At 72.8% G+C, this 22,240-nt stretch carries 16 protein-coding genes and 2 pseudogenes; 12 read left to right on the top strand and 6 right to left on the bottom strand.

The window, feature by feature from the left end:
- Positions 1–140: 140 nt before the first annotated feature.
- Positions 141–1,202, bottom strand: a complete 1,062-nt coding sequence (locus ACN9M0_RS34220; RefSeq protein WP_399697330.1) for a PucR family transcriptional regulator — start codon at positions 1,200–1,202, stop codon at positions 141–143.
- A gap of 219 nt (positions 1,203–1,421) precedes the next feature.
- On the opposite strand from ACN9M0_RS34220, the gene ACN9M0_RS34225 reads away from it, so the two are divergent.
- The 3 genes from ACN9M0_RS34225 to ACN9M0_RS34235 all read left to right on the top strand — a co-directional run bounded on the left by ACN9M0_RS34225 (position 1,422) and on the right by ACN9M0_RS34235 (position 8,641).
- Complete coding sequence (locus tag ACN9M0_RS34225; RefSeq protein ID WP_366041664.1) at positions 1,422–3,479, top strand: flotillin family protein; 2,058 nt, start codon at positions 1,422–1,424, stop codon at positions 3,477–3,479.
- A gap of 97 nt (positions 3,480–3,576) precedes the next feature.
- A complete protein-coding gene (locus tag ACN9M0_RS34230) occupies positions 3,577–8,475 on the top strand; it encodes a DNA repair ATPase (protein WP_426404796.1) in 4,899 nt (1,632 codons plus the stop codon).
- Entirely contained in the window at positions 8,468–8,641 is a 174-nt protein-coding gene (locus tag ACN9M0_RS34235; RefSeq protein WP_366041662.1) for a hypothetical protein, read from the top strand. The genes ACN9M0_RS34230 and ACN9M0_RS34235 overlap by 8 nt, the downstream gene beginning before the upstream one ends.
- Here ACN9M0_RS34235 and ACN9M0_RS34240 read toward each other — a convergent pair.
- Both ACN9M0_RS34240 and ACN9M0_RS34245 read right to left on the bottom strand, forming a co-directional pair.
- Complete coding sequence (locus ACN9M0_RS34240) at positions 8,616–9,077, bottom strand: molybdopterin-dependent oxidoreductase (RefSeq protein ID WP_366041677.1); 462 nt, start codon at positions 9,075–9,077, stop codon at positions 8,616–8,618. The two genes, ACN9M0_RS34235 and ACN9M0_RS34240, sit on opposite strands and share 26 nt — an antisense overlap.
- Before the next feature lie 217 nt (positions 9,078–9,294).
- Positions 9,295–9,576, bottom strand: a pseudogene (locus ACN9M0_RS34245) (aldehyde oxidase); the annotation flags it as partial.
- A gap of 519 nt (positions 9,577–10,095) precedes the next feature.
- On the opposite strand from ACN9M0_RS34245, the pseudogene ACN9M0_RS34250 reads away from it, so the two are divergent.
- The 3 genes and pseudogenes from ACN9M0_RS34250 to ACN9M0_RS34260 all read left to right on the top strand — a co-directional run.
- Positions 10,096–10,434, top strand: a pseudogene (locus ACN9M0_RS34250) (PucR family transcriptional regulator); the annotation flags it as partial.
- 164 nt (positions 10,435–10,598) lie between these two features.
- The gene (locus ACN9M0_RS34255) at positions 10,599–10,850 is read left to right on the top strand and encodes a PucR family transcriptional regulator (protein WP_426405366.1); all 252 of its coding nucleotides are present in this window, start codon (positions 10,599–10,601) and stop codon (positions 10,848–10,850) included.
- A gap of 206 nt (positions 10,851–11,056) precedes the next feature.
- A complete protein-coding gene (locus ACN9M0_RS34260; RefSeq protein ID WP_426404797.1) occupies positions 11,057–12,100 on the top strand; it encodes a 5-methyltetrahydropteroyltriglutamate--homocysteine methyltransferase in 1,044 nt (347 codons plus the stop codon).
- Positions 12,101–12,252: 152 nt separating this feature from the next.
- Here the strand turns inward: ACN9M0_RS34260 and ACN9M0_RS34265 are convergent, their stop codons facing one another.
- From ACN9M0_RS34265 to ACN9M0_RS34275, 3 genes are all read right to left on the bottom strand, one after another.
- Positions 12,253–13,050, bottom strand: coding sequence for a crotonase/enoyl-CoA hydratase family protein (locus ACN9M0_RS34265; protein ID WP_426404798.1), 798 nt, complete (start codon positions 13,048–13,050; stop codon positions 12,253–12,255).
- Positions 13,051–13,187: 137 nt separating this feature from the next.
- Positions 13,188–13,985, bottom strand: coding sequence for a VOC family protein (locus ACN9M0_RS34270; RefSeq protein WP_366041659.1), 798 nt, complete (start codon positions 13,983–13,985; stop codon positions 13,188–13,190).
- Positions 13,986–14,056: 71 nt separating this feature from the next.
- Positions 14,057–14,983: a LysR family transcriptional regulator gene (locus ACN9M0_RS34275; RefSeq protein WP_426404799.1), complete on the bottom strand. Its 927-nt coding sequence runs from the start codon at positions 14,981–14,983 to the stop codon at positions 14,057–14,059.
- A gap of 92 nt (positions 14,984–15,075) precedes the next feature.
- On the opposite strand from ACN9M0_RS34275, the gene ACN9M0_RS34280 reads away from it, so the two are divergent.
- The 6 genes from ACN9M0_RS34280 to ACN9M0_RS34305 all read left to right on the top strand — a co-directional run bounded on the left by ACN9M0_RS34280 (position 15,076) and on the right by ACN9M0_RS34305 (position 22,203).
- Positions 15,076–16,527, top strand: coding sequence for an MFS transporter (locus ACN9M0_RS34280; RefSeq protein WP_426404800.1), 1,452 nt, complete (start codon positions 15,076–15,078; stop codon positions 16,525–16,527).
- A 223-nt stretch (positions 16,528–16,750) separates the two neighbouring features.
- The gene (locus ACN9M0_RS34285; RefSeq protein WP_426404801.1) at positions 16,751–18,043 is read left to right on the top strand and encodes a serine hydrolase domain-containing protein; all 1,293 of its coding nucleotides are present in this window, start codon (positions 16,751–16,753) and stop codon (positions 18,041–18,043) included.
- A gap of 101 nt (positions 18,044–18,144) precedes the next feature.
- Complete coding sequence (locus ACN9M0_RS34290; RefSeq protein ID WP_366041655.1) at positions 18,145–18,771, top strand: class I SAM-dependent methyltransferase; 627 nt, start codon at positions 18,145–18,147, stop codon at positions 18,769–18,771.
- A 164-nt stretch (positions 18,772–18,935) separates the two neighbouring features.
- Positions 18,936–19,136, top strand: a complete 201-nt coding sequence (locus tag ACN9M0_RS34295) for a hypothetical protein (protein WP_366041654.1) — start codon at positions 18,936–18,938, stop codon at positions 19,134–19,136.
- Between the two features lie 152 nt (positions 19,137–19,288).
- Positions 19,289–19,903 carry a hypothetical protein gene (locus ACN9M0_RS34300; RefSeq protein ID WP_399697310.1) on the top strand — a complete coding sequence of 205 codons (615 nt, stop codon included), beginning with the start codon at positions 19,289–19,291 and terminating at the stop codon, positions 19,901–19,903.
- Between the two features lie 413 nt (positions 19,904–20,316).
- The gene (locus ACN9M0_RS34305) at positions 20,317–22,203 is read left to right on the top strand and encodes an AMP-dependent synthetase/ligase (protein ID WP_366041652.1); all 1,887 of its coding nucleotides are present in this window, start codon (positions 20,317–20,319) and stop codon (positions 22,201–22,203) included.
- Positions 22,204–22,240: the final 37 nt, after the last annotated feature.

Genomic DNA, 22,240 nt, shown 5'->3' on the forward strand with positions numbered 1-22,240 from the left:
TTGCCCGGCCTGCGGCTCTCCAAACCTGCCCGCCACGGACGACCGGAAACCGCACAACTCTCCACGGTCCGCGATCAGTTCGCATCACTCCCGGAGCGGAACGATCCGTGCGGCGCACATTCCGCAGGTCTGTGCGTCCGTCACAGCGGCTGTTCGGGCCAGTCCAGGAGGCGGGCGCCGATGACGGCCGTCTGGAGGGTGTAGCGCTGGACGGGATCGCCGGGGTCCGCGCCGGTCAGGCGGTGGATGCGGTCGAGACGGTACGTCATGGCCCGCACGCTGAGGCTGAGGCAGCGCGCCGCCTGGGCGGTGACGCAGCCGGTGTCGAAGTACGCGGTGAGCGTGTCCAGGAGGGGCCTCGCGCCGCCGCGGGCCTGGTGGAGCGGGCCGAGCACGGTGCGGACGAGGTCGGCCATGGCCTGCCGGTCGCGGGTGAGGACGGGGTAGACGAGGAGGTCGGCCGCGTGCAGGACCGGGTCGTGGAGGTTCATGCGGGCCGCGAGGGCGAGGGCGTTGAGGGCCTCCTCGTACGAGTGGACGACGCCGCCCGCCCCGGGGTGCGGGCGGCCGATGGCCACCTGGCCGCCGTCGGTCGCCGCGTACGCCTGCTTGGCGAAGTGGGCGAGCACCTCGGGCTCGTCGGCCGGCGCGACGCAGATCAGCCGCCCGTCCTTGGTGGTGAGCAGGATGCGGCGGTTGCCGAAGCGGGCGACGAGCGCGGCCTCGACGGTACGGGTGACGGCGTAGCCGTCGCTGTACGGCTCCGGGCCCTGGGCCACGGCCACGGAGTGGGCGGGGGAGAGGAGCAGTCCGAAGCGTTCGGCGCGCTCCGCCAGACGGCCGAGGTCGCTCCGGCCGTAGAGCAGGTCGTCGATGAACTCCCGCCGGGCCGCCTCCTCCTGGCGCATCGCCAGGTGCTGGGCCCGCTCGTACCCCTCGGCGAAGGCGTCGACGGCCTGCTCGACGGCGCTCAGCAGGTGGTCGGCGGCGGCCTTCGGCAGGTCGGGGCCGATCCGGCGGGCGGCGGTGAGGTGGGCTCGGACGAGGGTCCGCAGTCCGAAACCGGCCTCGGCGGCCCGCTCACCGAGCGCACCCAGGGCTTCGCGTTCCTCGCGGGTGAGCCTGCGACGGGTCAGGCACACGGCCGCCAGGATGTCGGCGTACCCCTCCAGGTACTCCGCGGCCGGCTCCCTCTCCGTCATGGTTCCTCCCCCGTTCCTGACGCGTCTCTGACGAGTTCTTGACGCGCGGTGATCAAGGGTGACACGCCGCTCGGCGGGGTGCGCAACCGGCATCAAGGAGGCGTCAAAGACTGCCGGATCACGGCAATGCCGGGCGAGTGATCCTGCCTCAGGATGGCGCCACGGGAGTGCACGGGCGTCGGCCCGATGCCGGGAGAAAGAAAACAGACGGGGATTCTCATGGATGCCATCACCGGGGGCGTCGGCGTGCTGGTCGCCGTGGTCCTGCTCGCCGCCGTCGCCCTGCTCCTCGTGGCCGGCCGGCTGTTCCGCAAGGTGGAGCAGGGCAAGGCGCTGATCGTCTCCAAGACGCGCAAGGTCGACGTCACCTTCACGGGACAGATCGTCCTGCCCGTCCTGCACAAGGCCGAGGTCATGGACATCTCGGTGAAGACCTTCGAGATCTCCCGGATGGGCCGGGACGGGCTGATCTGCCGGGACAACATCCGCGCCGACATCCGGATCTCGTTCTTCGTACGGGTCAACAAGACCGTCGAGGACGTCATCAAGGTCGCGCAGGCCATCGGAACCGCCCGGGCCAGCCACCAGGAGACCCTGGAGGAGCTGTTCCACGCCAAGTTCTCCGAGGCCGTCAAGACCGTCGGCAAGCAGCTCGACTTCACCGACCTCTACACCAAGCGCGAGGAACTGCGGTTCCGGATCATCGAGCTCATCGGCATCGACCTCAACGGCTACCACCTGGAGGACGCCGCCATCGACCACGTCGAGCAGACGCCGCTCAGCCAGCTCGACCCCGGCAACATCCTGGACGCGCAGGGCATCCGCAAGATCACCGAGCTGACCGCCGCGGAGAACGTCCGGACGAACGAGTACCGGAAGAACGAGCAGAAGGAGATCACCCGGCAGAACGTCGACGCCCGCGAAGCCATCCTGGAGCTGGAGCGGCGCCAGGCGGACGCGGAGATCAAGCAGAAGCGGGAGATCGACACCTCGCGGGCGCGCGAGGAGGCGGAGACCGCGCGGGTGGTGGAGGAGGAGCGGCTGCGGGCGCAGAGCGCCTTCCTCAGGACCGAGGAGCAGCTCGGCGTCCAGCGCGAGAACCAGGCCCGCGAGGTGGCGGTCGCGCAGAAGAACCGCGAGCGGGTCATCGCCGTCGAGAACGAGCGGATCGAGAAGGACCGCCTCCTGGAGGTCATCGCCCGCGAGCGGGAGACCGAGCTCACCCGGATCGCGGCCGACAAGGAGGTCGAGGCCGAGCGCCGGGACATCGCCGAAGTGATCCGGGAGCGGGTCGCGGTGGACCGTACGGTCGCGGAGCAGGAGGAGTCCATCAAGCGGCTCCGCGTGGTCGAGGAGGCCGAACGGACCCGGCAGGCCGTCGTCATCGCGGCCGAGGCCGAGGCGCAGGAGCGGCTGGTCAAGGACATCAAGGCGGCGGAGGCGGCCGAGCAGGCCGCCGTCCACCGGGCCGCGGAGGAGGTCACCCTGGCCGAGGCCCGCAACAAGGCGGCCGACCTGGACGCCCGTGCCAAGATCCGCCTCGCCGAGGGTGTCCAGGCCGAGGCCGCCGCCGAAGGGCTCGCGGCCGTGCGGGTGCGCGACATGGAGGCCGACGTCATCGCGAAGGCCGGCCGCGCCGAGGCGGAGGCCACCGAGGCCCGGCTGCGCGCGGAAGCGGCCGGTGCCCGCGAGAAGGGGCTGTCCGACGCGGCCGGCACCCGGGAGAAGGCGCTGGCCGAGGCGACGGCGATCGGCGAGAAGCTCAAGGCCGAGGCGGCCGGTCTGACCGAGAAGGCGGCCGCGATGGCCGCGCTCGACGAGGCGTCCCGCACCCACGAGGAGTACCGGCTGCGGCTGGCGGCCGAGAAGGAGATCCGGCTCGCCGGGCTCGACGTCCAGCGGCAGGTCGCCGAGGCGCAGGCCACGGTCCTCGCGACCGGTCTGGAGCACGCCGACATCAACATCGTGGGCGGGGAGTCGGTCTTCCTCGACCGGCTGGTCCAGTCGATCTCGCTCGGCAAGTCCGTCGACGGCTTCGTGGACCACTCCCGGACCGCGCAGGCGCTGGCCGGGCCGTGGCTGAACGGTTCGGCGTCCTTCACCGAGGACCTGACCACGGTGCTCGGCTCGCTGTCCACGAACGACCTGCAGAACCTCAGTGGTTCCGCGCTCCTCGCGAAGCTCCTGCGGTCCGGTGTGCTGGACGCGCAGGTCCCCGGTCCGTCTCCGGCGGCGCCGGCCGAGACCGCGGCGCTGAACGGCGCCGCCAAGAGCTGACCGCCCCGGGGGGAGCGGTCACAGAGGGTCCGGTGCCGGCAAACGGGGGAGTTGGCGGCACCGGACCCGTACACCACCGTACAAGGAGCGGGACGAGATGGGTGCCGGAATCGACCAGGACACGTACACGGTGTTGCGCGACCGGCTCGCCGCGCAGGCCGCCGAGCTGGCCCGGCGGGCCGACGCCCTCAACGAGGCCCGGATCGCGGCCTTCGGCTCCGGGGAGCTCGCACTCACCGGCACGCGCCGCATCGGCACCGAGCGCGCCTGCGTGCCCCAGGACCTCGTCCCCGTCGGTGACGACCTGCTGCTCCTCGGCTCCCAGCCGTCCGGCACGGAACTCGCCGAGATCTCGGTCGCCGACGTCTTCACCCTCTACGACCGCGACCTGAACGTCCTGCCCGAGCGGGCGGTGCCCGGACTGCTCGACGACCCCGGCTTCGTCCGGGAGTTCGCCGCGCTGCACCGCTACTACCGGGGCGCGCGCCTGCTCCGGCTGCGGCGGGTCGAGGGCCGGATCCTCGCCGTCTTCCGGACCGGCGAGCAGGGCGACGACCTGCGGGTCCTGCGCTGGTCCGTCGGTCCCTCCGGCGACCTCCGCTTCCTCGACGCCCAGGGCGAGCGCGACCACGTCTTCCCTCCCTCCCACGACATCGAGTGGGTGGAGACGACCCGCGACGACCACGTGCCGGGCCGGCACCCGCACCTCTCGCTCGGCGGCCGCCTGTTCGTCTCCACGGCCGGCGGCACCCTCACGGTCAGGACGGACGACGACACCGAGACGGCCGGAGGCCTCCACACGGAGCCGGTCGACGAACCGCTGCAGTCCCTCGCCGACGCCGAGGTGGCGTACGCGACCGTGGGCGCCCTGATCCTGGTGCGCGTCCGCCCGTACAAGGAGGAGATCCGCCGCCACCTCGTCTTCAACACCCTCACCGGCACCGTCGTCAGGCTCGACGGCATCGGACAGGCGTGTCTGCGGCTGCCCGAGGACGAGGGGATCGTGTTCCCCGGCGGATACTGCCTCGCCTCCGGCGCCGTGAAGACCTTCGGCACCGACACGACGGGGCTGGCCTTCGACCGGGCGGTCCGCTCGCCCGACGGGGAGGACCTCCTCTTCGTCTTCCGGGCCCGCACGGAGGGCCGCACCCTGCTCCTCCCGTACCACCTGATCGGCAAGGAGATCGCGAACCCGGTCGTCTGCCGCGGCTACGCGCTGCTCGACGACGGGACGATGGCCGTCCTCCGCGGCGAGTCCGGCGAGCCCGGCCGGGTCCACCCGGTGCAGCTCTGGCGCACGCCGTACGTCTCCGACACCCACGTCCGGCCCGAGGGGGACGGCCCGCTGGCCCGCATCGGCAACGCGGACCTCGTCCGGGGGATCGCCGACTGCCTGTCGATCGCACGCCAGGCCACCGAACCGGCGCCCGCCGGAGAACTGTACGAGGCGCTCGTCGCCGCCTGCGTGCGCGCGGGCGACGTCCACCACTGGCTGGGAGATCCGGAAGCCGGAGACCTGGGCGCACCGCTGTCCGAGCTGCGGGCCACCGCCGCGCAGGTCCTCGACGAGTTCGGCACCGTGACCGCGCTCACCCGGCAGGCCGCCGAGGCCCTCGCGGAGTCCGCCCAGGACATCAGCCGTCTCGTCCGGCGCATCCGGGGCGAGGCACCCGCCACGGCCGGCGAGTGGATCTCCCGGATCACCGAACTCCGCCGGGCCCAGGGGCACCTGGTCACCCTGAGGGACATGCGGTACGCCGACACCGACGGCATCGACGCCCTCGCCGCCGACGTCGAGGCCGACATCCTCGCGGCCGCGCGGCGGGCCGTCACCTTCCTCGGGCGCGAGGACGCCTTCGCCGCCCACCACGCCGAGGCGGAACGGCTCGCCACCGAGGCCGGGGCCCTGACCACCGTCGCCGGAACGGGCCCGGCCCGCGAACGGCTCGACGCCCACACCGAAGAACTCCGGACGCTGAGCGAGGTCGTCATCGGCCTCGACATCGGCGACGCCACCGTCCGCGCCTCGATCCTGGCCCGGATCGCCGACGTCCTGGGCGCGCTCAACCGCGCCCGCGCCCTCCTCGCCGCCCGGCGCGCCGAACTCCTGGACCAGGAGGGCCGGGCCGAGTTCGCCGCCGAACTCGCCCTGCTCGGCCAGGCCGTCACGGGCGCGCTGGCCGCCGCCGACACCCCCGACCGCTGCGAGGAGCAGCTCGGCCGGCTCCTGCTCCAGCTGGACGGCCTGGAGTCCCGCTTCGCGGAACACGACGGCTTCCTCGACGGCGTCGCCGAACGGCGCACCGAGATCCACGAGACCTTCACCGCGCGCAGGCAGTCCCTCCAGGACGCCCGCGCCCGCCGCGCCGAGCGCCTCGCCGACGCGGCCGGCCGGGTCCTGGGAGCCGTCGCCCGGCGGGCCGCGAGCCTCACCGGCCTGGACGAGGTGCACACCTGGTTCGCCTCCGACCCCATGGTCGCCAGGGTCCGGCGCACCGCAGCCGAGCTGCGCGAACTCGGCGACCAGGTAAGGGCGGAGGAGCTGGAGAGCCGGCTGGTCGCCGCCCGGCAGGAGGCCGGGCGGGCCCTGCGGGACCGGACCGAACTGTTCTCCGACGGGGGCGACACGATCCGGCTCGGCCGGCACCGGTTCGCCGTCACCCGGCAGGCCCCCGAGCTGACCCTCGTACCGTACGAGGACGCGGACGGGGACACCCTTGCCCTCGCCCTGACCGGCACCGACTACCGCGCGCCCGTCACCGACCCGGCGTTCGCCGCGACCCGCCCGCTCTGGGGCCGGACCCTGCCCTCCGAGTCGCCGGAGGTCTACCGGGCCGAACACCTCGCCGCCCGCCTCCTGGCCGAGCACGGCGCGGCGGGCCTGGCCGGCGCGGACCTCGGCGCCCTCGCCCGGCAGGCCGCCGAGGCCGCCTACGACGAGGGCCACGAGCGCGGTGTCCACGACCACGACGCGGCGCTCATCCTCGAAGCGCTCCTGGCGCTGGGCGACGGCGCCGGACTGCTGCGCCACCCCGGGGCGGCCCGCGCGGCCGCCCAGCTCTTCTGGGCGCACTCCACCACCGCCGAGGCCCGGGAGCAGTGGACCCACCGCGCGATCGCGCTCACCAGGGCCCGCGACCTCTTCGGCACCGACTCCGCCCTCGACGGGCTGCGGAAGGAGCTGGCCGAGGAGGTCGGTGACCCGGCGGCGGCCGCGTACCTGATCGCCGAACTCGCCTCCGGGACACCGGGCTTCGCCGTCTCCGGCGCGGCGCGCACGCTCCTCGACAAGTTCCGCCGCACCGTCGGCTCCTCCGCCTACGACGACGCCCTCGCCGGCGTCACCGAGCCCGGTGCACGGCGTCAGCTCGTCGAGGCCTGGCTCACCTCGTACGCCTCCGTGTCCGGTGAGCCGCACGACGGGGGCGTGCTCGCCGAGGCCGTCGCCGTCGAACTGTGCCCCGGGCTCGACCGCTACGAGGTCGCCGCCCCGACCACGGCGACGGTCACCGGACTCCTGGGCGCCCACCCCCGGGTCCGGGCACGGTCGATGGAGCTCCGGCTCGACGAGTTCCTGGCCAGGACACGGGAGTTCGCCGCCCGGGACGTGCCCGCCTTCCGCGCCTACCAGCGGCAGCGGGCGGAACTCGTCGCCACCGAGCGCGCCCGGCTCCGCGTCGACGAGTACCGCCCCCGCGTCATGTCCTCCTTCGTCCGCAACCGGCTCGTCGACGAGGTCTACCTCCCGCTCGTCGGCGACAACCTGGCCAAGCAGCTCGGCGCGGCCGGGGACGCCAAGCGCAGCGACTCCCACGGACTGCTGCTGCTCCTCTCCCCGCCCGGCTACGGCAAGACCACCCTCATCGAGTACGTCGCGGAACGCCTCGGCCTGCTCCTCGTCAAGGTCGACGGCCCCGCCCTCGGACAGCGGACGACCTCCCTCGACCCCGCCGCGGCGCCCGACGCCACCGCCCGCCGGGAGCTGGAGAAGATCGCCTTCGCGCTGGCCGCCGCCAACAACGTCCTGCTGTACGTGGACGACGTCCAGCACACCTCGCCCGAGTTCCTGCAGAAGTTCACCCCCCTCTGCGACGCCACCCGGACCCTGAACGGGCACGACCTGCGCGGAAAGCGCTTCGCCGTCTGCATGGCCGGCAACCCGTACACCGAGTCCGGACGGGCCTTCCGCCTGCCGGACATGCTCGCCAACCGGGCCGACGTGTGGAACCTCGGCGACGTGCTCACCGGCAAGGAGGAGGCCTTCGCGTTCAGCTTCGTCGAGAACGCCCTCACCTCCCACCCCGTCCTCGCCCCGCTCGCCGGCCGCGACCGCGCCGACCTGGAGCTGCTCACCCGCCTCGCGGCCGGGGACCCGGCCGCGCGCCGCGACCGGCTCACCCACCCCTGCACCCCGGCCGAACTCGACCAGGTCCTGGCCGTCCTCCGCCATCTCCTCACCGCCCGGGAGACGGTCCTCGCCGTCAACGAGGAGTACATCGCCTCCGCCGCCGTCGCCGACGAGGCCCGCACCGAACCGCCGTTCCGGCTCCAGGGCTCGTACCGCACGATGAACCGGATCGCGGCCCGCATCTCGCCCGTCATGGACGACGCCGAACTCGCCGCCCTGCTCGACGACCACTACACCGCCGAGGCCCAGACCCTCACCACCGAGGCCGAGGCCAACCTCCTCAGGCTCGCCGACCTGCGCGGCACCCTCACCCCGGCGCAGTCCGCACGCCGGGCGTCGCTGATCGCCGCCCACACCCGCGCCCGTACACTCGGGGGCTCTGGCGACGACCCGCTGGCACGGGCGGTCGCCGCCCTCGCCCTGCTCGCCGACGGCATCATGGCCGTCGAGACGGCGATCACCCGCGCGAGCGACGCGCGCCACCCGTCCCGGAACACCGCCCCGTCCGGCGGAGGAAGCGAGAGCCAGCATGGCCAAGCCGGTGCACGCGGCGATCGGGGAGAAGCCGATCCTGTGCCAGATGTGTGACAACGACACGTTCCGCGAGCGGGAGGTGAAACTGAACAGCACGGGGATGGAGTTCTTCAACATGGCGTGGGCGAACGAGTCGGCCACCGGCCTGATCTGCTGGACGTGCGGCTACGTCCACCTCTTCGTCAACCGCGACATCAGGCTCTACCGGATACGTGAGTGACTCCGGTCTCCGGGGAGCGCGGCGACCGGAAGGAGCCGATCCAGATGTCGGTGACGGCGCTCACGTACCGGGCGCCGCAGCGGTCGGAGGGGACCACGAGCTGCGTCCCCGGCATGTCGGGCGCCTCCTCGTCCATGCGCGTCGCAAGGAGGACGGGCGCGCCGCCGAAGTCGGAGTCGATCTCCGCCCAGGACATCAGGGCATGATGCCCGTCGCCGCCGCTCACGGTGAGCAGGAAACGGGAGCGCTCCTTGCGGCGCGCCGGATCGAACCCCGGGCGCGTCACCGCCACCACCTCGGGCAGCAGGGGGCCCTCGAAGGTGTGGCGCTGCGGACCGGCCGTCGCGCAGTCGAAGACGACCTCGGCCCGATGCCGGGTCCACTCCCTGCGCAGGTCCGCGACGGTGAGCGTGGCCGGGAGGGCCACGTCCCCCAGATGGCGAAGGTTCCCGTACGGCGACTCATATGGCGAAGGCGGGGGCGACGGGGTTGAAGGGGCTCTCGCTCATGGACTTGGCGCCGAGCGGGCCGATGGCGTCGGACGTCTCGGAGAAGTGGACCTCGGTGCGGGGCACGTCGGCGTACTGGGGGAGCCGGTAGCGGCGGAACGCCGCCGTGGTGACCTCGCCCCGCTCGTCGATACGCACGTGCCGGGGCGCGCCCGGCCGCATCGCGGCCTCCGGGTCGGTGACGTGCGGCAGTTCCTGGTACGTCACCTCGACCCGGCGGCACCCCTCCTCGGCGGCCTGCTCGCTGTCGGCGACGACCGCGGCGATCCGCTGCCCGACGTACCGCACGACGTCGTCGAGTACACGGGTGTCGTCGGGGTCCTCCGTGGGGTGCTCGTGACGGGCGCTGGAGTACAGGGTCGCCGGGGCGTCCTCGTGGGTGAGGACCGCGTGCACTCCCGGGACGCGCAGGGCGGCGGACGTGTCGGCGAAGTGGCGGACGCCTGCCGCAAGCACCGCGTCCCCCTGCTCGCCGTCCCCGCGCACACCAGCTTCCGGGCGATCACGGAAGCGGTGTACCTCCGGCAGTGGGGCGAGCTCAGCCGCCGGCCCACCGACCACTACGCGCTGCCGGAGAACGTACGCGACGACCTCGGCCGGCAACTGGAGCGAGGAGCGTCCGCGGCCGACCTCCTCGACAGCGCCTTCGCCCACCTCGGCACCCCCGCCTGCTACCTGCTCTCCGGCAGCGGCCGCACGGTCGCGCGCACCGCCGGAGCCCCCGAACTCGGTGCAGCGCAGGCCTCGCAGTGCCTGCGCGACATGACGGGCACGGCCCTGCGCGTCGAGGCCGACGACACCGTCTTCGACGCCTGGTACCTCCACCTGCCCGAGGAGGCGCAGGTCCCGCCCCGGGTCCTGCGCGAGATCGCCGAACTCCTCGGCCGCTCGCGCCGCCGCCACGACCGCCGACGGGCCGCACACGAGCCCGCGCAGCAGGAGCTGATGCGCCTCGTCGACGTCCCGTACGTCGAGACCAACGCCCTCGAACACGCACTGAGCGCGTGCGGCCTGGCCGACCGGGGCCCGTACACCGTCGTCGTCGCGTCGGCGCCGACACCCGGACCCCTGGAGGAGGGCCCGGGCAGCCGGGCCGCACTCGCCGAAGCACTCGGCCAGCTCGCCCCGGTCGCCTTCGGCGTCGGCGAGCGGCCCCGTGGTGAGGCGACCGCGATCGTCGCCCAGGACGGTACGGACGAACCCCTGAGGGAACGCCTCGCGGAGGTCTGGCCCCTGATCCACGCCTGCCGGCCCGACAGCGCCCTGCACGCCGGAGTGAGCGAACCCGTCACCACCGCCGGTGCGCTGGGGGCGGCCGTCGGCCAGGCCCGCTACGCACTCGCCGCGACCACCCGTACCGCCGCACTGCCGCACCGCGCAGCGCGCACGTCACGGCCGTCAGCGAGCTCTCCAGCCTGCGGACCCTGCTCGCCGGGATCCCCGGCGACGTGCGGGCCGCCTACCGGGACACGGTCCTGGGCCCCCTCCTCGACGAGGCACGCGGCTCGAACGCCGTACTCCTGGAGACACTGGAGGGCTTCCTGGCGCACAACTGCTCCTGGACCAGGACCGCCGAGGCCCTGCACCTCCACGTCAACACCGTCCACTACCGCGTCGAGCGCGTCGAGCTCCGCACCGGCCGGGACCTGTCCCGCCTCGACCACAGACCGGACCTGCGCGCGGCACTCCTCTGCCGCTGACCGGCCCGGGGCGTCCTGATCTGCCGACGTCCCGGGCCTGCTCATCATGTCGAGGTGACGGACCCGATGACTCGATCGAGTGAACCTCCGCACCGTGGCCGGAGGCGCGCATCCCTTGGCGCCACCCACGCCTGACGGAACGAATCCCTCCGGTTGGGCCTCACGCCCGCCCGGAGACGTGCCGGGCGGCTCCTAGGGTGCCGGACATGAGCATCCCCACCGAGCCGATCGGCAGCCTTCCCCGTACCCCCGCCCTCCTCGACGCCCTGGCCGAGCAGGCCACGGGGCTGAGCGAGATCCAGGTCCGGGCCGTCGCCGACACCCTGGCCCAGCTCGAGAAGCTGGGCAGCCCCGTCCTGGTCGACGGAGACCAGGCCAAGCCCAGCACCATCACGTACCCCCTCACCGGGCTCGCGACCGCTCCCGACGGCGCCGTCATCCCCTTCGCCGACGGGCACACCCGTCAACTGCCCCGTCTGACGTCAGGACCGTTCCGCCACCAGGTGCGCGCCGACGTCTACCTCAAGCAGGCCCGCGAGCTCACCGACCTGCCCGTCAAGCAGTCCGTCGTCGCACCCTCCGCGCTGAGCCTGCTCTACCCGGCCCAAGGCATCGACGGGTACCCCCGGCAGGCGTTCCTGGAAGACGTCGTCGCCCAGTCCGAGGCCGAGATCCGCGCCTGCCTCGACGCCGGCGCGCACTGCGTGCAGCTGGACTTCACCGAAGCCCGGCTCGCGCTGAAGCTCGACCCGTCCGGCGGCCTGCTCGACGAGTTCATCGCCCTCGACAACCGGGTCCTGGAGCGGTTCACCGAGGACGAGCGGGCCCGTCTCGGCGTCCATACCGACCCGGGTGCCGACATGGACTCCACCCACAGCCTCGACGTCGACTACGCCGGGCTGCTGCCGAAGCTGTTCCAGCTGAAGGCCCGCAACTTCTACCTGCAGACGGCCAGTGAGTCCGACCCCGAGCGCGTCCTGCGGATCGTCGCCGAGTACCTGCCTGCCGGGAGCCGTGTGTTCGTCGGCGTCATTGACCCGCTCGCCCCCCGGATCGAGACCGCCGAGGAGGTACGGGACCGGGTCCTGCTGGCGGCCCGGCACATCCCCGTCGACCAGTTGGGGACCTGCGACGACGCCGGCTTCGCTCCGTTCGCCGACGACACCTCCACCTCGCGGGAGACGGCCTTCGCCAAGATCGAGGCACGCGTGCGGGGGACCGAACTCGCCGCGGAGGCGCTCGGCCTGTAGCCCCGCCCGAAGCGGTCGGTTCGCGCTCGATCGTCGGGGGAGGACGGGGCGGGTCGGTTCGTGCACGATCGTCGAGGAGTCGTCCCGTTCCGTCCTGTCGCGACGGGACGGCTCAAGTGGCGAAAGGCCCCGTCCCGCCGCGACGGGACCGCTCAGGTGGCGAAGGAGCCGTGCCGTCCCGCCCCGGCCGTGAAGCGCGCGGCGCCCGAGAGGGTCTCCCCGGCCGACAGCGGCACCATGCCGTGCCGCAGCTCGGCCGCCAGGGCCTCGGGCTCCGGCAGCCCGTGCTGCTCCCGTACGGACAGCCGGTCGTGGCGCAGACACAGCTGGGGGAACCCGGCGATCTCCCGGGCGAGTTCCTCCGCCGCCGCCCGGGCCCGGCCCGCCGGTACGAGACGGTTGGCGAGCCCGATCTCGTACGCCTCGGCCGCCGGGACCGGCCGCCCGGTCAGGATCAGGTCCATGGCGCGGCTCTCGCCGATCAGCCGCGGCAGCCGGACCGTGCCGCCGTCGATCAGGGGCACGCCCCACCGGCGGCAGAACACCCCGAGCACCGCGTCCTCCTCGACCACGCGCAGATCGCACCACAGGGCCAGCTCCAGGCCGCCGGCCACGGCATGGCCGCTGACGGCCGCGATGACCGGCTTGGTGAGCCGCAGCCGGGTCGGCCCCATCGGGCCGTCGCCGTCGGGTGCCACCCGGTTTCCCCGCTCGGTCCCGACGGCCTTGAGGTCGGCGCCCGCGCAGAACGTGCCGCCCTCGCCCCACAGCACCGCGACCGCGGCCTCCTCGTCGGCCTCGAACGCCCGGAAGGCGTCGGCCAGTTGGCTGGCCGTCGGCCCGTCCACGGCGTTGCGGGCGGCGGGCCGTGACAGGACCACCGTGGTCACGGGGCCGTCACGTTCGACGCGTACGGACTGCTCTGCCGGTGTCGCTGCTGCATCGGTCATGGGGGCATTCTCACGTGACCGCGGTCCGGCGACCAGGCCACGGATCACGTCGTCGGCGGCTCGGTCGGCGACCTGGCCGCGGACCCCGCCGGCGGCTCGGTCGGCGACGGGGCGCCACGGACCACCCCGCCGGCGGTTCAGGCGGCGGGCGGGGTGAGGACCACGAAGTCGGCGTTCGACGGGTCGAGGCACACGGCCATCCGGCCGACCCCTTCCATGTCCACCGGCCCCATCTGCACACTGCCGCCGTTCTGGGTGACCCTGGCGACCGTGGCGTCGCAGTCGTCGACGGCGAAGACGGGGTGCCAGTACGGCCGCCCGTCCGTCAGGGAGAGGTCCGCCTCGGACACCTGCATGAGACCGCCGTGCATGCGTTCCTCGGGAAGTCCCGCGGGGGTGATGAGGATGTACGTGCCCGCGTCGCCGGGCAGGTCCATGTCGCTGAACCGCCAGCCGAGGACGCCGCCGTAGAACTCCTTCGCGGCCGCCGCGTCGGTCGTGTACAGCTCGGTCCAGTTCAGCGAGCCCGCTTCGTGCACCAGCTCGGCGCCCTTGATGTCGCCCGGCTGCCAGACGGCGAACTGTCCCCCCAGGGGGTCGCTGTACTGAGCCATCCGGCCCTGCTCGCCGAAGGACTTCGGGGCCACCCGGACCGTGCCGCCCGCGCGCTCCACCGCCTGGGTCGTGGCGTCCGCGTCGGCGACGGAGTAGTAGATCATCCAGGCCGAGCGCGCACCCTGCTCGGTCAGCCTGCCGAGCCCCGCGACGACCTTCCCGTCCTTCCGGAACATCCCGCCTTCAGCGTCCTGTCCTTCGCCCATGGGCTCGTACTCCCAGTCGAGCACGGTGCCGTAGAAGGCCGCGGCGGCGGGCACGTCGGGCGCGCCGAGGTCGAGCCAGCAGGGGGAGCCGGGCACGTAGGCGGTGGTGAGCATGGCGATTCCCTTTCGCGGATGCGGTACGCGACCAGCCTGGCACCGGGCACCGCCGCGCGCCCGTCGACCGTTCACCCGTCCGCGCCGCGCATCAGGTCCCGTACGCAGCCACGCAGCCAGGCGTGCGCGGGGTCGGCGTCGTGACGCGGATGCCAGGCGAGGCCGACCGGCAGCGGCGGCAGGTCGAGGGGGACGTCGAACGTGACCAGACCGAGCGACGTGGCCAGTGCGCGGCTGCGTGCGCTGATCAGGCCGACGAGGTCGGTGTCGCGGAGGACGAACAGCGACGCCGGGTACGTGCCGACGGCCGCGACGACCCGTCGCCGCAGACCGTGCTCGGCCAGTGCGGTGTCGATCGGGCCGTGCAGCCGCCCCCGGCGCGAGACGACCAGGTGGTCCGCGTCCGCCGCGAACCTCCGCCGTGTCAGACGCCCCTGGAGCAGCGGATGCCCCGCACGCACGACCCCGAGCATGCGGTCGTCCAGGAGGTGTTCGGTGTGCACCTCGGGATGGACGGTGTCGATGACACCGATCTCCAGGTCGGCGACGCCTTCCCGCAGCGCCGGGGCGTCGATGTGGCTCTCGTTCAGGAACCGCAGCCGCACCTGCGGGGCCTCGCGGCCGGCGCGTGCGAGCAGGGCGGGGCCGAGCAGGGCGGGGTGGGAGTCCTGACCGAGCACCGTGAAGGTGCGTGTGACGGTGCGGAGATCGGTGGGTCCCGAGGCGGCGAACAGCGCCCTGGCCCGCTCCACGACCGCGCCGACCTCGGCCCGTACGGACAGGGCGTACGGCGTCGGGACCATCGCACGTCCGGCGCGCACCAGGATCGGATCGCCCAGCGCCTTGCGGATCCGGCCCAGGGTGCGGCTGGTGGCCGGCTCGGACAGATGCAGGCGCCTGGCCGCTCCCCGCACGCTCTGTTCCTCCAGGAGGACGTCGAGGGCGAGGAGAAGGTTGAGGTCGAGGCCGGTGGCGTCCACGGATTGCGTCACACGCACTCACTCCTTGCAAAAGATGCACTGGAAGTAATCCACCGGCTGAGCCTACGGTGAGCGCACACCCCCTCGCCACGACGCTCCCCGGAGGAGCCATGTCTTCCGCTGCCCTCTCCCCGCCTCCCTCCGCCCCGGCCGGCCCCGCGCCGAGCCCGCTCAGGCGGTGGACGCTGCTCGCCCTGTGCGCCTGCGTTCTCGTCGCGCAGGGCATGGTCGCCGCGATCAACCTGCTCATCCCCCAACTGGCCACCTCCTCCCTTGAGTTGTCCTCCAGCCAGCTGCTGTGGACCGTCGACGCGTACGTCATCGTCTTCGCCGGCCTGCTCATCCCCGCCGGAGCACTGGGCGACCGCCGGGGCCGCAAGGGCGTGCTGCTCGCCGGCCTCGCGCTGTTCGCCGCCGGGGCGGCGCTGAGCGCGATGGCCTCGTCGCCCGCGCTGCTGATCGCCGGCCGCGGGGTGTCCGGTGCAGGAGCCGCCTGCATCATGCCCGCGACCATGTCCATCCTCGTGCGGCTCGCCGGACCGGAACACCGGGCCAGGGCCCTGGCCTCCTGGACCCTCGCCGTCGGCCTGGGCGGACTCGCCGGCAACGTCGGTGGGGGAGCGGCCGGTCAATTCGCCTCCTGGCGCGCCCTGTTCTGGCTGATGGTCCCCCTGGCCGCGCTCCTCGCCTGGACGGTCGCGGTCACCGTTCCGCGCACCGAGCGCTCCCCGCACGGGCACCCCGACCCGCGCGGCACCCTGCTGCTCGTCGCGGCCCTGGTCACCCTCCTCGCGGGCATCATCGAAGGGCCGACGTACGGCTGGACCTCACCCCGCATCCTCGTCCTCTTCGCGGTGGGCGCGGCGCTGACCGGCCTGTTCACCCGGTACGCGCTGCGCTCGCCGGCCGCCCTGTTCGACCCGCGGGTCTTCCGCTCCGGGCAGCTGCGCGCCGCCGTCCTCGGCACGGCCACCGGGTTCTTCGGTCTCTTCTCGCTCTTCTACGCCAACTCGCAGTACCTGCAGTACGTCAAGGGGTACGGGCCCGCCGTCACCGGACTCGCCATCGTCCCGCTCACGATCGGCATGGCCGTCTTCCCGAAGGTCGCGACCCGCTGGCAGGCCGCCTCCGGACCGCGCCCCGCCGTCACCACCGGGCTGTTCCTGATCGGCGCCGGACTCCTGGGGGTCTCCACCGCCGGTCCGGGCACGCCGTACGCGCTGTACGCCTGCGGGCTCCTGGTCATCTCGGCGGGGACCGGTCTGTGCATGCCGGCCCTGACCGTCGGCGTCGTCTCCGCCCTCCCCGCGCACCAGGCCGGTCTCGGTTCCGGTCTCGGCACCTCGGCCCGGGAGATCGGCGCCGCTCTCGGCGTGGCCGTCACCGGCACCGTACTCGCCCTGCACGACGCCGAGGCCGGTGCGGCGTCCTTCGCCGACGGGATGAGCCCGGCGCTGCGCACGGTGGGCGCGGTCGTCCTGGTGGCCACGGTCCTGGTCACCGTCGGATACCGGACCGCGTCCGGGCGGCGACCCGGGACGGGGACCGCGCCGACCGGCTGAGCGCGGCGGGGGGCCGAGGACGTCCGCCCGCTCCCGCGCCGGGAGTGTATGGGCCGGATGGCGCAGGCGGCGCGCGGCGGAGTCCGGTCCGCGAGACGGTGGCCGAATCCTGGAACTGGGCGGTCGGGTGGCCGGCCGCAGCCCGGACGGTCGGCGCCGGCCGGATCGGGACCCCCGTGAGCGCCGCCCGCCGTTCCAGGTCCCGTAGCCGAGGAGGTAGCGCATGCCCCGACGAGTGCCCGCCGCGTACGACGGGCGGAGTTCCACGAGCCCCGCTTGTGGCCCTACCGGACCTCGCCCGAGGTGGCGATTCCGGGCGGCGGCCGTCGGGGCGGCCGTGGCCGCCGCCGTCCTGAGCGGCGGCGTGACCGCACCGGCCGCAGCCGCCGCTCCGCCGGGTCCGGGGCCGTACGACTCCGGTCACGGCGACCCGGCGCTCCAGCGGGCCCTCGCCGAGCTGGTGGCGGCTCCGGGCGGGCCGCCCGGAGCGATCGCGGTCCTGACCCGGGACGGCATGCGGCAGGTCTACCGGGCCGGCACGGCCGAGGTGGGCACGGGGCGCCCGCTCCGGCCGGGTGACCACATGCGCGTCGCCAGCGTGGCCAAGGCCTTCAGCGGTGCGGTCGCGCTGAGCCTCGTGGACCGGCGCGCCCTGGACCTGGACGACACGATCGGCCGGCGGCTGCCCCATCTGCCCGCCGCCTGGCATGCGGTGACCCTTCGTCAGTTGCTCCAGCACACCAGCGGGCTTCCGGACTTCAGCAAGAGCCAGGCGTTCCAGGACATCGTCCGCGCCGATCCCCGCCACCACTTCGACTCCCGCCGCCTCCTCGACTTCGTGTCCGGCCGGCCGCTCGTCTTCCCGCCGGGCAGCCGCTACGCCTACTCCAACTCGGACAACATCGCGGTCGCCCTGATGGCCGAGGAGGCCACCGGCCGTTCGTACGAGTCGCTGCTGCGGCAGCTCGTCGACCGCCCGCTCGGTCTGACGTCGACCAGCCTCCCGCAGGGCTACCGCCTTCCCCGTCCCTTCCTGCACGGCTACTTCACCGCCCCCGGGGAGCCGCCCGAGGACGTGAGCGAGGCGATCAGCGCCTCCGGTGCCTGGGCGTCGGGCGGCATCGTATCCACGCCGGCCGACCTGAGCCGGTTCATCGGCGGCTACGCGGGCCCCGAGCTGCTCTCGCCCGCCACCCGCCGTGCCCAGCAGGACTTCCTCCCCGGCGGCAATTCCGAACCGGCCGGCCCCGGCGCCAACGCGGCGGGCCTGGGCCTGTTCCGCTACACCACCCGCTGCGGCACGGTCCTGGGCCACACCGGCAACACCCCCGGCTACACGCAGTTCGCCGCGGCCACCCGGGACGGCCGGCGCACGGTGACCGTGTCCGTCACCAGCCAGGTCTCGACGAACCCGGCACTGCTGACCCGCCTGCGCGCCACGGAGGAGCACTTCGTCTGCGCCTTGCTGAACGACCGGGGCCCAGGAGCGTGGGGGATGCGGCCTTGGAGGAGCTGACACCAAGGCGAACACGCAGCCTCCTCCGGGTGGAGTGTCGGCCAGGAGCCCTGAGCGAAAAGCGGTCGCGCGCCCGACAGACGTGCCCGTAGCGTGCGCACGTGAGCGGTGAAGATCCGAAGGAACTGGTCCGGCGCGGGTATGACGTGCTCTCGGAGCACTATGAGCGGGCGTTCGGCAGCGAGACGAAGTACGGGCCGTGGATCGAGGAGTTGCTCGGTCGGCTCCCCGAGACAGGCACCGTCCTGGACATCGGTTGCGGCACCGGTGTTCCCGTAGCGCGCTCCCTGGTCGCGGCGGGTCACCGCGTGACGGGCGTCGACATCAGCGAGGTCCAGATCCGCAGGGCCCGGGAGCTTGTGCCGGGGGCCGACTTCATCCGGGCTGATGCCACGGCTCTGGAGCTCCCCCGGGGGAGCTTCGACGGCATCGTCTGCTTGTACGCCCTGATCCATGTTCCCGTGGAGGAACAGCCGGCTCTGCTGGAACGGATGGCTTCCTGGCTCCGGCCGGGAGGCTGGCTCCTGAGCACCACCGGGCATCGGGCTTGGACCGGGACCGATGAGAACTGGCTCGGTGGCGGAGCCGCGATGTGGTGGAGTCACTCCGACGCTGCCACGAACCGCGCATGGCTTGTACAGGCCGGCTTCGAGGTGGTCCACGAGGAGTTCGTCCCCGAGGGCGACAGCGGCCACGTCCTGTTCTGGGCTCGGCGCCCTGCCGTTTGACACGGATGCAAGGGACGGCGTCGACCAGCGGTAGCGGCTGGGTGACGTCGTCGCGGTTGCCGCTGGTCCACACAGCCCCCGATGATCACGCGGGCGCTCGCTCCAGGCTGGGTCCTGGACATTGCCGAACTCCTGCTTCGGTCTGACGGCCCCTGATCGACACAATGAGCGACTACTTCTGGTCTGTCCGGGCGACGAACTCTACGACGTCCCCCAACGAGCCGAGAACGATCACCATCGGGCAGCTTTCCGAGTCATGGGAGCACCTTGAGGACCTCGTCGCCAACCCGGACCGGGCCGTGGGCCACCACCTGGTCTGGCTCGCCGACGTCCTCCGTGCGATCGGACAGTCCACCACCCGGTAGCCACCACACGCGCGACGTGACGGGGAGCTACGAGGTCACACGGGAGGATGAGGCCGTGGGCAATTGGCCCTTCAACGACCCGGTGGTGTAGAAAGCTCCGTCGATCAATCATGATCACGTCACAGAGCTCTCTCATTCGGGGGAATGGAAGAATGACCTCAACTCGCCGTGTTCTCAGCGCGATTGCGCTTCTCGCCGCCCTGAGCGGCGTCGCCGCCTGCGGTCCCGACGGCTCCGAAGCCGAAGGTGTGACCGGAGGTTCCGGCAGCAGCACCTCGCCGTCGGCCACGGCCTCCAAGACGTCGGACCCCGGCGAGGCCGGCAGCAGCGCTCCGACCGATGACGTCGATGGTGACGGAAAGGGCGGTGACTGCGGCGCGCCGCCGACCCTGCCCGCCGGGCACCTGAAGGTGAAGGTCGAGCTGATGCGTGACTCCGGCGGCTTCGAGGCCGCGGAGGCCAAGCCGCACTGCACGCCGAACGACTGGATCTACGGCGCCGAGAAGGGGGATCCGACCAAGCACTACGTACTTCCCGCGGGCGTCAAGGCGGAGCTGGCCCTGGCTGCCGGTCCCGGCCAGTGGAAGCAGGTCGACCACGAGCAGCTGGCGCTGCACATCGACCGCTGCCTGGCCGAGGAGATCGGGGCTCCCACCGAGGACTACCCCAAGGTGGAGGCGCCTTACGGCTGCTTCGGCAACATCTATGAGGTCACGCTGAACGCCAAGGGCGAAGTGGCGACGATGAAGGAGATCTGGAGCGTCTGACGATCTCCTTCAGCCAGGCCGGAGTTCAGGCTCCCACGCCCGGTGGGCCGCGTACCCCGGATACGTCACCCCGGGCTGCCGTCCGGCCGGGCGGCGCGGCCGGTGGGCGGAGTAGGGGCGCGGAGCCTGATCCGGGTGCCGGGTGCCGGGTGCCGGGTGCCGGGTGCCGGGTGCCGCATGCCGGGTGCCGGGTGCCGGATGACGCCTGGATCAGGGCCGGGGGCTCTACCCCGTCCTCGACGATCTCGGGTGGCAGGAGTCTCAACTCCCCACGTCGGTACGTGCCGGCGTGGGGGACTTTCCTCCCCGGCTCCCCTTACGCAGCGGTGGGTTTCCCCTTAGCCTCACACCACCACTCGTAAGTTACCCGCCGGTCAATACATGTTGATGGCCGCACTGGGCCCGGAGGTCGCATGAGTTCCGCGCAGTACCTGCTCGAAAACCGGCCGCACTCGGTGGCGCACCTGTTCCTCTCGCGGGTCGAGGCCACACCCGACGGCGAGGCCTACCGCTACCCCGTCGCGACCGGCAACGGCGCTCCCGGGGCCGAGGAGTGGCGCTCGCTGACCTGGGCCCAGGCCGCGGAGCGCGTCACGGCGATCGCGGCCGGTCTGCTCGCCCTCGGGCTGCGGCCCGAGGAGCGGGTGGCCATCTCCTCCTCGACCCGGGTCGAGTGGATCTTCGCCGACATGGGCGTGATGTGCGCGGGCGCCGCCGCGACCGCCGTCTACCCGAGCACGAACGCCGATGAGACGGCGTACATCCTCGCCGACTCCGACAGCCGGGCGATCTTCGTCGAGAACGCCGCCCAGCTGGCCAAGGTCGTCGAACACACCGACCGCCTGCCCGGCCTCGGCCACGCGATCCTCTTCGACCCGGAGCCGGACCTTCCCCAGGTCGAGGGGCTGGACGTGCTGACCCTCGCCGAGCTGGAGAAGCGCGGAAAGGCGTACCTCCAGGAACGCCCGGAGGCGATCGACACGACCGTCGGAGCCATCGAACCGGATCAGCTCGCCACCCTGATCTACACCTCCGGAACGACCGGCCGCCCCAAGGGGGTGCGCCTGGTGCACGACTGCTGGTCCTACCAGGGCGCCGCGCAGGAGGTCAGCGGGCTGCTGCAACCCGACGACGTGCAGTTCCTGTGGCTTCCGCTGTCCCACGTCTTCGGCAAGGCCCTGATCTCCGGTCAGGTGCAGACCGGACACGTGATGGCGGTGGACGGGCGCATCGACCGCATCGTCACCAACCTGCCCGTCGTCAAGCCCACCGTGATGGCGTCGGCGCCGAGGGTCTTCGAGAAGGTCTACAACGGCATCGCGGCGAGGGCGAGGGCCGAGGGCGGCGCCAAGTACAGGATCTTCCGGTGGGCGGCGCAGGTCGCCCGCGACTACGCCAGGACCGGGCAGGAGAGCATGGTGGCGACGGGACGCCGCACGGTGCCCCTGTGGCTCACCGTGCAGCACGCCCTCGCCGACAAGCTCGTCTACGGCAAGATCCGGGCGGCGTTCGGAGGAGAACTCCGGGGCAGCGCCTCGGGCAGTGCCGCACTCGCCCCCGACATCGGCTACTTCTTCGCCGGCGCGGGCGTGCCCGTCCTCGAGGGCTACGGCCTGACGGAGACCAGTGCGGCCTGCACCGTCAACCCGGTCGACGACTATCGGGTGGGCACGGTCGGAAGGCCCCTGCCCGGCACCGAGGTCCGCATCGCCGAGGACGGGGAGATCCTCCTGAGGGGGCCCGGCATCATGCGCGGCTACCACAACCTTCCGGAGAAGACCGCCGAAGTCCTGGAGAGCGACGGGTGGTTCCGTACCGGTGACATCGGCGAGGTCGACAAGGAGGGCTTCGTCCGCATCACCGATCGCAAGAAGGACCTGTTCAAGACGTCCGGCGGCAAGTACGTGGCGCCGACGGAGATCGAGGGCCGGTTCAAGGCCGTCTGCCCGTTCGTCAGCAACATCCTGGTCATCGGCAACGGCCGCAACTACTGCACCGCCCTGATCGCACTCGACGAGAGCGTGATCATGCCCTGGGCGGCATCGAACGGCCTCGGAGGCCGCACCTACGCCGAGGTCGTCGCCGCGCCGGAGGTGCACGCGCTGGTCGACGGCTTCGTCCAGCGCGTCAACGGCGACCTGCAGCGGTGGCAGACCATCAAGAAGTTCTCACTGCTGCCGCGCGACCTCGACGTCGAGCACGGCGAGCTGACCCCGAGCCTCAAGGTCAAGCGGCCGGTCGTGGAGCGCGAGTACGCGGAGGTCGTCGAGGCGATGTACGAGGGCGCCCGCGAGGCCTGAGATCGCCCCGTTCCGTCCGGTACGGCACCCTCAGCGC

It is taken from the genome of Streptomyces sp. R-07, from assembly GCF_049913175.1.
Classification (GTDB): domain Bacteria; phylum Actinomycetota; class Actinomycetes; order Streptomycetales; family Streptomycetaceae; genus Streptomyces.

What these genes read in the sequence shown, in the direction of transcription:
- ACN9M0_RS34220 (WP_399697330.1), bottom strand. Translation starts at nt 1,202, where the DNA reads ATGACGGAGAGGGAGCCGGCCGCGGAGTACCTGGAGGGGTACGCCGAC.
- ACN9M0_RS34280 (WP_426404800.1), top strand. Translation starts at nt 15,076, where the DNA reads ATGTCTTCCGCTGCCCTCTCCCCGCCTCCCTCCGCCCCGGCCGGCCCC.
- ACN9M0_RS34270 (WP_366041659.1), bottom strand. Translation starts at nt 13,985, where the DNA reads ATGCTCACCACCGCCTACGTGCCCGGCTCCCCCTGCTGGCTCGACCTC.
- ACN9M0_RS34265 (WP_426404798.1), bottom strand. Translation starts at nt 13,050, where the DNA reads ATGACCGATGCAGCAGCGACACCGGCAGAGCAGTCCGTACGCGTCGAA.
- ACN9M0_RS34235 (WP_366041662.1), top strand. Translation starts at nt 8,468, where the DNA reads ATGTGTGACAACGACACGTTCCGCGAGCGGGAGGTGAAACTGAACAGC.
- ACN9M0_RS34305 (WP_366041652.1), top strand. Translation starts at nt 20,317, where the DNA reads ATGAGTTCCGCGCAGTACCTGCTCGAAAACCGGCCGCACTCGGTGGCG.
- ACN9M0_RS34225 (WP_366041664.1), top strand. Translation starts at nt 1,422, where the DNA reads ATGGATGCCATCACCGGGGGCGTCGGCGTGCTGGTCGCCGTGGTCCTG.
- ACN9M0_RS34260 (WP_426404797.1), top strand. Translation starts at nt 11,057, where the DNA reads ATGAGCATCCCCACCGAGCCGATCGGCAGCCTTCCCCGTACCCCCGCC.
- ACN9M0_RS34230 (WP_426404796.1), top strand. Translation starts at nt 3,577, where the DNA reads ATGGGTGCCGGAATCGACCAGGACACGTACACGGTGTTGCGCGACCGG.
- ACN9M0_RS34300 (WP_399697310.1), top strand. Translation starts at nt 19,289, where the DNA reads ATGACCTCAACTCGCCGTGTTCTCAGCGCGATTGCGCTTCTCGCCGCC.
- ACN9M0_RS34295 (WP_366041654.1), top strand. Translation starts at nt 18,936, where the DNA reads ATGAGCGACTACTTCTGGTCTGTCCGGGCGACGAACTCTACGACGTCC.
- ACN9M0_RS34285 (WP_426404801.1), top strand. Translation starts at nt 16,751, where the DNA reads ATGCCCCGACGAGTGCCCGCCGCGTACGACGGGCGGAGTTCCACGAGC.